General features: G+C 55.0%; 10 protein-coding genes. 5 read left to right on the plus strand and 5 right to left on the minus strand.

Annotated elements, in window-relative coordinates; all coding sequences use genetic code 11:
- Nucleotide 1: 1 nt before the first annotated feature.
- Entirely contained in the window at nucleotides 2-3,781 is a 3,780-nt protein-coding gene (gene tamB / locus OGV50_RS05185; RefSeq protein ID WP_286488370.1) for an autotransporter assembly complex protein TamB, read from the minus strand.
- The gene (gene tamA / locus OGV50_RS05190) at nucleotides 3,778-5,511 is read right to left on the minus strand and encodes an autotransporter assembly complex protein TamA (RefSeq protein ID WP_200031279.1); all 1,734 of its coding nucleotides are present in this window, start codon (nucleotides 5,509-5,511) and stop codon (nucleotides 3,778-3,780) included. The genes tamB and tamA overlap by 4 nt, the downstream gene beginning before the upstream one ends.
- 213 nt (nucleotides 5,512-5,724) lie before the next feature.
- Here tamA and msrA point away from each other — a divergent pair, with 213 nt between their 5' ends.
- Nucleotides 5,725-6,363 (plus strand): peptide-methionine (S)-S-oxide reductase MsrA, encoded by a 639-nt coding sequence (gene msrA / locus OGV50_RS05195; RefSeq protein ID WP_024130782.1) that lies wholly within the window; start codon nucleotides 5,725-5,727, stop codon nucleotides 6,361-6,363.
- A 151-nt stretch (nucleotides 6,364-6,514) separates the two neighbouring features.
- A complete protein-coding gene (gene paeA, locus OGV50_RS05200) occupies nucleotides 6,515-7,858 on the plus strand; it encodes a polyamine export protein PaeA (RefSeq protein WP_012134390.1) in 1,344 nt (447 codons plus the stop codon).
- 81 nt (nucleotides 7,859-7,939) lie between these two features.
- On the opposite strand, the gene OGV50_RS05205 is transcribed toward paeA, so the two are convergent.
- Entirely contained in the window at nucleotides 7,940-8,146 is a 207-nt protein-coding gene (locus tag OGV50_RS05205; RefSeq protein ID WP_004857160.1) for a DUF1107 domain-containing protein, read from the minus strand.
- Nucleotides 8,147-8,471: 325 nt separating this feature from the next.
- Between OGV50_RS05205 and OGV50_RS05210 the strand changes: the two genes are divergently transcribed.
- Nucleotides 8,472-9,029, plus strand: coding sequence for a YtfJ family protein (locus OGV50_RS05210; protein WP_024130783.1), 558 nt, complete (start codon nucleotides 8,472-8,474; stop codon nucleotides 9,027-9,029).
- On the opposite strand, the gene cysQ is transcribed toward OGV50_RS05210, so the two are convergent.
- Nucleotides 9,026-9,766: a 3'(2'),5'-bisphosphate nucleotidase CysQ gene (gene cysQ, locus OGV50_RS05215; protein WP_049010955.1), complete on the minus strand. Its 741-nt coding sequence runs from the start codon at nucleotides 9,764-9,766 to the stop codon at nucleotides 9,026-9,028. The two genes, OGV50_RS05210 and cysQ, sit on opposite strands and share 4 nt — an antisense overlap.
- Before the next feature lie 190 nt (nucleotides 9,767-9,956).
- On the opposite strand from cysQ, the gene OGV50_RS05220 reads away from it, so the two are divergent.
- Entirely contained in the window at nucleotides 9,957-11,900 is a 1,944-nt protein-coding gene (locus OGV50_RS05220; protein ID WP_115609717.1) for a bifunctional 2',3'-cyclic-nucleotide 2'-phosphodiesterase/3'-nucleotidase, read from the plus strand.
- 88 nt (nucleotides 11,901-11,988) lie between these two features.
- Here OGV50_RS05220 and OGV50_RS05225 read toward each other — a convergent pair whose 3' ends face one another.
- On the minus strand, nucleotides 11,989-12,369 hold the full coding sequence (locus tag OGV50_RS05225) for a winged helix-turn-helix transcriptional regulator (RefSeq protein WP_012134394.1): 381 nt from the start codon (nucleotides 12,367-12,369) through the stop codon (nucleotides 11,989-11,991).
- A gap of 89 nt (nucleotides 12,370-12,458) precedes the next feature.
- Here OGV50_RS05225 and OGV50_RS05230 point away from each other — a divergent pair, with 89 nt between their 5' ends.
- The gene (locus OGV50_RS05230) at nucleotides 12,459-13,307 is read left to right on the plus strand and encodes an SDR family oxidoreductase (RefSeq protein ID WP_286488371.1); all 849 of its coding nucleotides are present in this window, start codon (nucleotides 12,459-12,461) and stop codon (nucleotides 13,305-13,307) included.
- The last annotated feature ends 12 nt before the right edge of the window (nucleotides 13,308-13,319 follow it).

Genomic DNA, 13,319 nt, shown 5'->3' on the forward strand with positions numbered 1-13,319 from the left:
GCTAAAACTCGAACTGATAGAGCAAATCAAGTGCCTGATCTACGCCAGACACTGCTTCCAGATATAGCTTAGGCATCAGGCGATAACGTAACGTGAGCGTCGCCAAAGAGTCAAATATACCCACACCATATTTCACTTGCAGACCTGGCAGCACATATCCGCTGACCACAACCTGGGATGAGTCGCCCACCCCTTGCGTGTCCAGCGCCAGATTGCTTACGCCAAATGTCTCCCCGATTTTACCCACAACCTGACCACTTTGTGCAACCCCCAGACCAACAAGCATTGAGGTCATCGCCGCACTGTCGCTCTGATCGCTCTCCAGCCCCTGGCCGCGCAGCAGGTAAGACAGCGCCTCCTGCTGGGACATCGCCGGGTCGGAGAAGATTTCCGCTTTCGGCTCATCTGCGGTGCCAGTCACGCGCACCCCGGCAATGACGTCGTTCTCCGTCGATTCAGGATTACGAATCGCCTCGATGTTGAGCAGCGGCTGATCCGGCGGGCCAGAGAACAACAGTTCCCCCTTACGCACGATCAGATCCTGACCATACGCATGGAAGCGCCCGTCAGGAATATTGATCTGCCCGTTAAGCCCCAGTCCCTGTTTGTCCTGCGCAACTTTCAGGTCGCCGGTCAGACGCGCTTTCAGGCCAAAGGCATCCATGCGGACGTTGTTCCCTACGTGGACAATCAGGTTGCTGTTGATCGGAATCGACGCGCTCTGCGGATTTTCAGGCTGTAGATCGTTATTGAGCATGACTTCATCACTGGAGACGCCTACCGCGCTTTCCGGCAGTTCATGCACCACGATACGCGCCCACGGCACATCCACGCGTCCATCCAGCGTGAACAGGCTCGGCGTCGCCTCAAAGACCACATCCGGGGAAACATCCAGCCGCACCATCGGCGGCACGGTGATACGCACGCGGCTGCCTTTCGCCGCCACGCGGGCGCGCCAGTTATCTATCTGGCTCCAGTCGGCGTCGCCGCTCAGATTAATTTGCCCCTGCTGTGTGCGCACCACGCCTTGCAGAGTTGAGCGCGTACCGTTGAAATTCATCGCCAGTTGGCTTGGCTGCATATCAAACGGCATAAAGTTGCCATCCACATCCAGGCCGCTCAGCTGTAGCTGACCAAACATCTGTGGGCTTTGCACGTCGCCCCCCAGACGCAGGTTTGCGTTCAACATGCCCGCCGCTTTTTCGCCGCGCGAGAAGACAGGGTTGACCATCGCCAGGTTGAAGTTGCGGATATTGACGTTACCGCCAATATTACGCCGCCCTTGCGGGTCGGTTATCTGTACCTGCCCGTCGAACTGGCCGTTATTGGTCAGACGGATCATCCAGCCTAATTGCGCCCGGTTATTGTGCAGATCGGCATTCAGGTTCAGCGTGTCAAAAGCCACCGGTAACGGCGCGTCATTGACCCGTTGCGTTACCTTCACGTTACGACCCGACAGCGTGACCTGCCCTTGCGGCAGCCCCTCTTTGGTGGTGTCCCACGCGACATCCGCTTTTCCGCTAAAGACGCCGCTGGCCTGCGTGGCATCCGGCATAAACGGCTTCAGCATCGCCAGATCGAAACGGTTGAGATTCACCACCGCCCGTCCTTCTGCCCCGGCATCGATTGTTTGCGGTACGCACAGCTCCGCATTCGGGTTCGTCCAGCAGTGCGGCCCGATGCTGATTTTCTGTTCCTGGTTACGGTAATCCAGCGCAATGGCGCGCGTCAGCGACCACGGCCCCACCGGCGTCTGGAAGCGCGTATTGCTGAGCGTGCCTTTCCAGCGCGCTTCTTTACGGTCAAAACTGCCCGCAAGCGCAAGCTGCCCGGAGACCGGCTCGCCCTGAATCCGCAGTTGCAGTTCATGCTGCTTTTCGCTGCCTTTGGCATTCAGGGTGACGAGGTTGATATTGACGTCCGGCTGCGTAATCCGCTCAACGCGAACGTCAAGATTCCCGGCGATCTGGTCGGTGGATTTGATGTCCCCCTCCACACGCACCTGCGCCACCGACAGCTCCTGCCAGCGTAATCCGCGCGCGTTGATATCCGCCAGCAGCTGCGGCGCATCGACCGTACCACGAACCTTCACCAGCCCTTTGGCGGTACCGCCCAGCCCCGGCAGCGCGTTATCCAGATTCGGCGCATCAATTGTGGCGTCGAGATTGAGATCCTTAATGCCCAGCTCGCCTTTCACATCGGCGCTATTGCGTCCCAGCTCCAGATGCAGACCCGGAATGACCCACTGCATGTAGCTGTTACCCTTCAGAGAGCCGTTAACATTGACCTTGTTCTGCTTCACGTTACCGGTCAGTTTCAGCTCAGGCACATCCATCTGCCAGCTGCCGCCATAGAGGCTTCCCCGGGTTTTGATCAGGCCATTAAGCGTAGAAGGCCAGTCCGGGATCTCTTTCGCCGTGTTGATGCCGTCCAGCGTCAGTTCGCCGCGCCAGCTGATCGCCTGCTGCCAGTCGACCAGCGCTTTCAGCTCGGCTTTCCCTTCCAGCGCCGCCACGGTGAGCTTATCGAGATTGATCTGCTGTTCGTTGCCTTTTGCATCCAGGGTAATGGTGGCGGGCGGAATGTCCTGCCCCTTCACCGCCGTGCGCATCGACAACGTGTAGTCGGTCATCTTGCCGGTAAGTTTGAGTTTGATATCGTCGGCCTGGAACTGCTTGTCGCCGGTAAACGGCCAGTAAACCTGGCGGCTTGCCACTTCAACGTTCAGCGGCAACCCGGCCTCGGCGAGGCGCGTCTGGGCGCGCAGATCCATATCCACCGGCCCGGAGAGGTTAACGCCGATCTCCAGTTGTTCACGCAGCGCGCCGCCTACCTTCAGCTTCACCTTTTCGCCTTTCAGTGGATCGATATTCAGCGTGCTGTTGAGGGTGATATCCACCGGCCACGAGTTGGTCAACTGCGCCGTTCCGGTCGCATTGACGGTGCCCTGGTTGGCGTCGATATCCAGCGCATCCAGTTTCATATTGCCGTCGATGCTGCTGACTTTCAGCAGCATGTTGCGCACCGTCAGGTCAGTATCGCCCGTCACGCGCAGCTGTTCGCCCTTAAACTCCTCAATATTAAGGTTGAGCGGCAGATGCACATCGGCCATCTCCGGCAACACGGGCTTTGAGAACAGATCTTTCAGCGTCTCGCCAAACGGCTTCTCATCCGGCTGGGGATGGTCAATCTTCGGTTCAACCACCTCTTCCTGCGCCACTTCCGCCACTTTTGGCAACGCGATTAGCAGCCCCTGTAGCGAAGTGGGCTTCAGAGTCAGGGTTTTCTCCTGCCAGTTAAGGCCGGAGGTGAAATCCATCACCGAGACGGTCGTATCATCAATTTTGAGATTGATATTGCTGAGCGCCACGCGTGAAAGCGTGATGGGATACGGCGTGGAAAGATTCAGCGGCCCGCTGTCCTCTTCTTCCTCCACCGGTTCGGAAGGCGGCATTTTTTTGCTGTCGATGGCGACGTTGATGTCCTTCAACGACAGATCGTTAACACACAGGCTGCTGTCCCACAGGCAGCCGAGTTTCACCGCCAGGTGGATTTCACCGGCATTCACCGCCACGCCGGGCTGATCGTAACGAATATTTTTCAGCGACAGGTCACGCCAGCCGCCAGTTACCTGACCGATCTCCAGCCCCGGCACCCAGCGGTTCGCCGCGTTAAAGACCAGATGCAGCCCCGTCGTGGTGCCCACCAGGAACGCCACGCTTCCCAGCAGCAGCAGAATAAAAATCAGTACGCCGAGGCTTATTTTCTTCCATAAACTCATAATTCAGGCCCCAGACCGATGTAAAACTGTAAACCGTGTTCGTCTTTGTCACCAACCGGCACGGCAAAATCGAGCTTGATCGGCCCGACCGGAGACTGCCAACGCACGCCAACCCCGGCGCCGGTTTTAAAGTCGCTCTTACGGATATCGCTGACGGCTTCGCCGCTGTCGACGAACATCGCCCCCCACCATTTTCCGGTCACGTTGTACTGGTATTCCAGCGAGCCCGTCACCAGCTTCGACGCCCCTTTCAGGTTGCCATCGCTGTCTTCCGGCGAGATAGATTTGTATTTATAACCGCGAATACTGCGATCGCCACCGGCGAAGAAACGCAAATCCGGCGGCACTTTGTCGAAATCGCCGGTCTCAATCCAGCCCAGGTTGCCGCGCATCACGAAGCGATGGCGATCGTACAGCGAGCGAATCCAGACGTTTTGCGCCTGAAATACCGAGAAATCCACGTCCGAACCCCAGGCGGTGTTCGAGTAATCGATGGAATAACGCTGGGAATCCCCCCACGTCGGCATCAGGCCGCCGCGCGATCGGGTACGGCTGATCATCACGCCCGGATAGAGCAGCATGGTGGTGTTGGTGACGTTACCCTGCGTAAAGTGGTCGAGACTCCAGCGCAGATTGATGGCGCGCTGCCAGCCGCTGGAAAGGTCCCAGTAGCGGGAAACGGCAAGCGTGGAGGAGTCCGCTTCGGTGTCGTTGAGATCGGTGCGCTTAATCCCCCCCTGAACCAGATAGTATTGTTCCAGCGGGTTCTTTAAGAGCGGCATTTTATAGCTGAAATCGACCTGCTGCTCTGGGGCGGAGATACTGGCGCTGGTGGTCAGGCTGTGGCCGTAGGAGTTCATCCACGGTTTTTTCCACGTCGCCTTCACACGCGGCCCGACGTCGGTAGAGTAGCCGACGCCCGTTTCAATGGTGTTTTCAGTACGTGGCGACATGACGCCGTGCAGCGGTAATACTTTGGTTTCGCGCGCTTTATCAAATTCAGGCGCGACGACGACCGAGTTAAACCAGCCGGTGGCCGACAGACGGCGGTTCAGCTCCGCCAGGTCTTTCGACTGGTAGTAATCTCCCTCTTTGAACGGGATCAGGTTTTGCAGATACTCGTCACGAATCTGCGAACCTTCGAAAGTGACCAGGCCAAAGCGATAGCGCTCGCCGCTGTTGTAATCAATGTCCCAGAACGCCTGGTGACGATCGAGCGACACGCCTAACTGGCTTTTATTAAATTCACTGTCGAAATAGCCTTTACGTAGCGCCACGCTGGTTAATGACTTTTTGAAGCCGTCATAGTCGCCATGATTCAGCACGGTTCCGATGGCCGGACGCGTTTTCAGCAAATCCAGATAATCCCTGTCGGTACGCGCGCCGCCGCGTAAAATCACTTCTGTTCCGCCGATGCGAACCGGTTCGCCTGGCGTCACTTTGGCGAGCAAGACCTGACGCCCCTTCTCCGGCGGCGGGCGCAGCTCAAAATCAATGGTCGGCTCGTAGTAGCCCAGCGCTTTTAACCCTTCGCGGATGGCATCATCAACGCGCGCGCGAAAACGCCGGTCCGGCGTCACTTCATCACTTTGAATCGTAGACAACTGCGCACGAACGTTTTTTTCCAGCTCGCCCGATAACCCCTCGACCTGTAAACGGACGTTTGCGGCTACGGCAGAACCGCTTAAGCACAGTAAGCTAACCCAGCATAACTGACGGATATATGGCACGTTTTCTCCTGAATATCCCTTATTCCCACCCCTGGAAGGAAATCACAATGCCGCTCCACGGCTTAACAAAAACCCAACAACCGGGATTGAAAAACAGACGACAACCCAAATATTTCTTATGTTTACTCTAGACGCATTCACTGTAACTATTGTGTGCAAAGACGCGTCTCGTTACAACCTTAACCCCAATTACTGATTTCGGGAGAATGGCCCATGAGTTTATTTGATAAAAAGCATCTTGTTTCACAAGCAGATGCCCTACCTGGACGCAATACCCCGATGCCAGTGGCAACTTTACATGCGGTAAACGGACACTCAATGACAAACGTGCCGGAAGGGATGGAAATTGCCCTCTTCGCCATGGGTTGCTTCTGGGGCGTCGAGCGTTTGTTCTGGCAATTACCCGGCGTTTACAGCACCGCAGCGGGATACACCGGCGGCTATACGCCAAACCCAACCTACCGGGAAGTCTGCTCCGGGCAAACCGGCCACGCCGAAGCGGTACGCGTCGTCTACGATCCGCAGGTTATCAGCTATGAACAATTGTTGCAGGTCTTCTGGGAAAATCACGATCCGGCGCAAGGTATGCAGCAGGGCAACGATCACGGAACGCAGTACCGCTCGGCGATTTATCCGTTAACGCCAGAGCAGAACGCCGCCGCACATGCCAGCCTGGCGCGTTTCCAGAGCGCGATGACTGCGGCAAACGACGATCGCCACATCACCACCGAGATCAACACCGCCACCCCGTTTTACTATGCCGAGGACGATCACCAGCAGTATCTGCACAAGAATCCGTATGGCTATTGCGGCATTGGCGGGATCGGCGTGTGCTTACCGCCGCAAGGTTAATTCAGCGCCTCTGGCGGCTTTACAGTTCCTTACGCTATACTAGCGACTGAAATTACCGGCCCACATCCTTCGGGCCGGTTTTCAATGTGTATATCACACGGATTTATCAACTTCCCCTTCCGAGGATCTGACCTGAACGGTCGGATAAGATATGTTAAACAGTATTTTAATTATACTCTGCCTGATCGCTGTGAGTGCGTTCTTCTCGATATCCGAGATCTCGCTTGCCGCTTCACGAAAGATAAAACTCAAGTTGCTGGCTGATGAAGGCAACATCAATGCACAACGCATCCTGAAAATGCAGGAAAACCCCGGGACGTTTTTTACCGTGGTGCAAATTGGCCTTAACGCTGTCGCCATTCTGGGCGGTATCGTCGGCGATGCCGCATTCTCTCCGGCCTTTCATTCGTTGTTCTCGAACTATATGTCGCCAGAACTCTCCGAGCAGTTAAGCTTCGTGCTCTCCTTCTCGTTAGTTACCGGTATGTTCATCCTGTTCGCCGATTTAACCCCGAAACGCATCGGTATGATTGCGCCAGAAGCCGTGGCTTTGCGTATCATCAACCCGATGCGCTTCTGCCTGTTCGTTTTCCGCCCCTTAGTGTGGTTCTTCAACGGCCTGGCAAACAGCATTTTCCGCCTGTTTAAAATCCCGATGGTGCGTAAAGACGATATCACCTCGGACGATATTTACGCCGTCGTGGAAGCCGGGGCGCTTGCTGGCGTGCTGCGTAAGCAGGAACACGAGCTGATTGAAAACGTGTTTGAGCTGGAATCGCGTACCGTGCCATCTTCCATGACGTCGCGTGAAAACATCATCTGGTTCGATCTGCACGAAGATGAGCAAAGCCTGAAAAATAAAGTCGCGGAACATCCGCACTCAAAATTCCTGGTGTGTAATGAAGATATCGATCACATCATCGGCTACGTTGATTCTAAAGATCTGCTCAACCGCGTTCTGGCAAACCAGAGTATGGCGCTTAACAGCGGCGTGCAGATCCGCAACACATTAATCGTGCCGGACACCCTGACCCTCTCTGAAGCGCTGGAAAGCTTTAAGACGGCGGGGGAAGACTTCGCGGTGATCATGAACGAATACGCGCTGGTGGTCGGGATTATCACGCTGAACGACGTGATGACCACGCTGATGGGCGACCTGGTCGGCCAGGGTCTGGAAGAACAAATCGTGGCGCGCGATGAAAACTCCTGGCTGATCGACGGCGGAACGCCGATTGACGACGTCATGCGCGTGCTGGATATCGATGAGTTCCCGCAGTCCGGCAACTACGAGACCATCGGCGGCTTTATGATGTTTATGCTGCGTAAAATCCCGAAACGCACCGACTCGGTGAAGTTCTCGGGCTATAAATTTGAGGTGGTGGATATCGACAACTACCGTATCGATCAGCTACTGGTAACGCGCCTCGACACTAAAACCAGCATCCTGGTCCCTAAACTGCCGGATAGCAAAGAGAAAGAAGAAGGCCCGGCATAAATGCCCGGCCCTGGAAACATCAACGGCTCCCAATGGGAGCCGTTTTTTTATACTACTTTAAACTACTGCATAGCACTTTGGTTAAGCCATCTCAGTTTGCAGACGCAGAACCTGACGGTTAACTTCGGACATCACAGACAAATGCTGCTTATCCTTCACTTTTGGGATAAGAATCTTGCCCTTATCAAACTCAAAAGCGCCAACGTCCTTGATATATAACCGTCCACGGAACAGGATCTTCACGTACTTCGCCACCTGTAGCGGGTTGTACCGTTGGAAAATTTTCATTGTTATCTCCTGCTGAGCGTTACGCCTTTGCGGTGCCACATTCGGCCCAGCTGTTCTAAGGCGCAAATTTTAATGCCATATGACTATAGACTATCTCTACGATGTTTCCAGTGTGTATAAGTTTATTTACCTTTTCATTACAGTTATTCAGAATTATCTATTCACCGATTCGCTGTCTTCAGTATAAGTCTTCATTTTTCGCAGGATTTGTGCGCCCGTCCGCAAACTGGCATCACGCTTGCGGGAAAAAGCATCATTCGCACATATGATTAAACCTCAGACCCAAGTGGTCGGATCACCTGCAAAAAATAAAGAAGGAAACCCCATGACCTTACGTAAACTGCTGGCGCTGTCGTGCCTGTTACTGCCGATGATGGCCTCCGCGCATAACTTTGAAACCCATCAGCGCGTATCACCGATTGGGATCGCCGATCGCGGCGAACTGATTCTTGATAACAACAAGTTTAGCTACAAAAGCTGGAATAGCGCGCAGCTCCCCGGGAAAGTTCGGGTGTTGCAGCACATCGCCGGGCGAACATCAGCGAAAGAGAAAAACGCCGCGCTGATAGAAGCGATTAAATCCGCGAATCTCCCGCATGACCGCTACCAGACGACCACTATCGTCAACACCGACGACGCGATTCCGGGCACCAGCATGTTTGTGCGCAGCAGCATCGAGAGCAATAAAAAACTCTATCCGTGGTCACAATTTATTGTCGACAGCAATGGCGTGGCGCGTAAGGCATGGCAGCTTGAAGAAGAGAGCTCCGCCATTGTGGTGCTCGATAAAGACGGGCGTATTCAGTATGCCAAAGACGGCGGGTTAAGCCCGGCAGAGGTGCAGCAGGTGATCGCCCTGCTGCATAAGTTGCTGAATAATTAATAGATAGAGACCCGGAAGCCGGGGTTAAGGAACGATTCACGCGGGGTATAGTCCAGGGGTTTCCCCTGCCAGTTGTGAACGTGCGCCCCGGCCGCAGCGGCAACGGCATGGCCTGCGGCAGTGTCCCAGACGCAGGTCGGCCCAAAGCGCGGATACAGCTGCGCCTGCCCTTCCGCCACCAGACAAAACTTCAGCGATGAGCCGATGGAGGTCGTCTGATGCTCGCCCAGCTGTTGCAGGTACTCTTGCAACTCGTTGTCGGCATGGGAGCGGCTAATCACCACCAGCGGCGGTCGCGCGTCGCGCACCTGAATCTGTTTACGCACGCCGCACTCTTCTTTCCAGGCTTTTCCTTCCGCAGCGCTGTACATCACTTTCATGACGGGCGCGTAGACCACGCCCAGAACCGGTTTACCTTTATCAATCAGCGCAATATTGACGGTAAACTCGCCGTTACGTTTGATGAACTCTTTGGTGCCGTCTAACGGGTCAACCAGCCAGTAGCGCTGCCAGTGCTGGCGCACATCCCAGGAGGGCGGATCTTCTTCCGACAAAACCGGGATATCCGGCGTCAGCGCCTGTAACCCTTCCAGTATCACCGCGTGGGCGGCAATATCCGCCGCAGTAACCGGAGAATCATCCTGCTTGTTGGTGATTTCAATCGGTTTGATTCCATCGTAGACCTGCATAATGGCATCGCCCGCATTCCGTGCAAGCTGGCATACATGTTCTAGCATTCTCCACCTCGTTTATGGCAGTGGCGTTTAACTCTTTGTTTTACTTATACCCCATCGTAAATGAATCCGCCATCTGTGATAGCGATTGCGGTTTTAATGGCTGAATTCATGTCATGATTCACAGTTCTGTAAGCAACAAGACTTATATACATTTTCTTTTGTGTTTCAGATCTAAAAAAGGATGCCCCTGATGATTAAGTTTAGCGCAACGCTCCTGGCCACGCTGATCGCCGCCAGCGTGAATGCGGCGACCGTCGATCTTCGGATTATGGAAACCACTGATTTGCATAGCAACATGATGGATTTCGATTATTACAAAGATACAGCGACCGAAAAATTCGGACTGGTACGCACAGCAAGTTTAATTAACGCCGCCAGAAATGAAGTCAAAAATAGCGTGCTGGTCGATAACGGCGATCTTATTCAGGGGAGTCCGCTGGGCGATTACATGGCGGCAAAGGGGCTGAAAGCTGGTGATATTCACCCTGTCTACAAAGCGTTGAATACGCTGGATTATGCGGTCGGCAACCTCGGTAACCATGAATTTAACTACGGTCTGGACTATCTGCATAAGGCGTTGGCGGGCGCGAAGTTTCCTTACGTGAATGCCAATATCATCGACGTTAAGACCAAAAAGCCGCTGTTTACGCCTTATCTGATCAAAGAGACTGACGTGGTCGATAAAGAGGGCAACACGCAGACGCTGAAAATTGGCTATATCGGTTTTGTCCCTCCGCAGATTATGACCTGGGATAAAGCCAACCTGAGCGGCAAAGTCACCGTCAACGACATTACCGAAACCGCTCGTCAGTATGTGCCGGAGATGCGCGCCAACGGCGCCGACGTTGTGGTGGTGATTGCCCACTCCGGGCTTTCCGCCGATCCGTACCAGACGATGGCGGAAAACTCCGTGTATTACCTGAGCGAAGTCCCCGGCGTTGACGCCATCATGTTCGGCCATGCGCACGCGGTCTTCCCTTCCAAAGATTTTGCCGATATCAACGGCGCGGATATCGCAAAAGGTACGCTTAACGGAGTACCGGCGGTCATGCCGGGTATGTGGGGCGATCATCTGGGCGTGGTGGATCTGGTGCTCAACAACGACAGCGGCAAATGGCAGGTGACCGATGCGAAAGCCGAAGCGCGGCCCATTTACGATGCCGCCGCGAAAAAATCGCTGGCCGCAGAAGATAAAAAACTGGTGGGTATCCTGAAAGCCGACCACGATGCCACCCGCGAGTTCGTTAGCAAACCGATCGGTAAGTCCGCCGATAACATGTACAGCTACCTGGCGCTGGTACAGGACGATCCTACCGTGCAGGTGGTGAACAACGCGCAGAAAGCGTATGTCGAACACTTTATTCAGGGCGACCCGGATCTGGCGAAACTGCCGGTACTCTCTGCCGCTGCGCCGTTTAAAGTCGGTGGACGTAAAAACGATCCTGCCAGCTTTGTTGAAGTGGAAAAAGGTCAGCTTACCTTCCGCAACGCCGCCGATCTTTACCTCTATCCGAATACGCTGGTCGTCGTAAAAGCCAGCGGCAAAGAGGTAAAAGAGTGGCTGGAATGTTCCGCCGGGCAGTTCAATCAGATTGATGTCCACAGCAGTAAACCGCAGTCATTGATCAACTGGGACGGTTTTCGCACCTATAACTTTGATGTGATTGACGGCGTGGAGTATCAGATTGATGTGTCGCAGCCTGCACGCTACGACGGCGAATGCCAGACGGTGAATCCGCAAGCGGAACGTATTAAAAATCTGACCTTCAACGGCAAGCCTGTCGATCCGAACGCCATGTTCCTGGTCGCGACCAATAACTATCGCGCCTACGGCGGCAAATTTGCCGGTACGGGCGACAGCCACATCGCTTTTGCATCACCGGATGAGAACCGCTCCGTGCTGGCGGCGTGGATTGGCGCGGAGTCGAAGCGTGCGGGGGAAATCCACCCGGCGGCGGACAACAACTGGCGTCTGGCGCCAGTTCACAGCGACACGAAACTGGATATCCGCTTCGAAACCTCGCCGTCCGATAAGGCTGCCGCGTTTATCAAAGAGAAGGGACAATATCCAATGAATAAAGTCGCTACCGATGACATCGGTTTTGCGATTTATCAGCTGGATTTGAGTAAGTAAAACCACGCCGGGTGGCAGCTTCGCCTTACCCGGCCTACGCGATCGACACGCCGTAGGCCGGATAAGCGCAGCGCTATCCGGCAAGCCGTTATGCCGCTCGCTCTTTCCGCTGTGCCAGCACCTGCGGCAAATTGAGTTCGATCCAGTCTGCCAGCGCGGCGACCTTCTCACTCACCTGTTCACCCAGCGTCGTCAGACTGTACTCCACATGCGGCGGCACCACCGGGTACGACACCCGATGAATAAATCCATCCTGCTCCAGCGCCTGTAATGACTGCGCCAGCATTTTTTCACTCACGCCGCCCATCTTGCGGCGTAAATCGCTGAAGCGGTGCGTTCCATCACGCAGTGCCACGAGAATTAATACGCCCCAGCGGCTGGTGACATGCTTTAACACCTCGCGAGAAGGACACTGCTCGGCAAACAAATTGCCATCGCGAAGCTGCTGAGAAAGCGTCGGGTTCGTCATCTTTACACTTACCTTTTTGTACGTACTTACTAAAAGTAAGTTTAAGTGCTAGCTTAATGAAACACAAGACGAACACAGGGAGATCCCCCATGATTGCAATTACCGGCGCGACCGGCCAACTGGGCCAACACGTTATCGATACCTTACTGAAAACCGTTCCTGCCAGCCAGATTGCGGCGATTGTCCGTAACCCCGCGAAAGCTGACGCGCTAACCCGACTGGGCGTTACCGTACGCCAGGCGGACTACAGCGACGAAGCCGCGTTCACGGCAGCGTTGCAGGGCATCGACAGATTGCTGCTGATCTCATCAAGCGAAGTCGGGCAACGTGCCGCTCAGCACCGCAACGTGATTAACGCGGCAATAGCTGCAAATGTGAAATTCATTGCCTATACCAGCCTGCTGCACGCGGACCGTTCCCCGCTGGGCCTGCATGTTGAACATGTGGAAACCGAAAAAATGCTGGCGGATTCAGGCATTCCTTACGCCCTGCTGCGCAACGGCTGGTACACCGAAAATTACCTGGCGAGCGCGCCAGCGGCCCTGGAGCACGGCGTCTTTATCGGCGCGGCCGGAGAAGGCAAAATCGCCTCTGCAACCCGTGCCGATTACGCTGCCGCAGCCGCTCGCGTCATCAGCGAAGAAGGCCATGCCGGTAAAGTGTATGAACTGGCAGGCGACGAAGGCTGGACGCTGAGCCAGTTAGCCGCCGAGCTGGCAAAACAGAGCGGGAAAAAGGTCGTCTATCAGAACCTGAATGAAGCCGATTTCGCCGCCGCGCTGAAAGGCGTGGGCCTGCCAGCGGGTCTGGCGGATATGCTGGCTGATTCTGACGCGGGCGCCGCAAAAGGCGGCCTGTTTGACGACAGCCATACTCTGAGCGCACTGCTCGGTCGCCCGACAACCTCGCTGGCGGAAAGCGTCAAAAGCATCCTGTAAGTGTTAAAAACA

Origin of the sequence: Citrobacter sp. CK180 (assembly GCF_030333655.1) — a bacterium.
Taxonomy (GTDB): domain Bacteria; phylum Pseudomonadota; class Gammaproteobacteria; order Enterobacterales; family Enterobacteriaceae; genus Citrobacter_B; species Citrobacter_B koseri.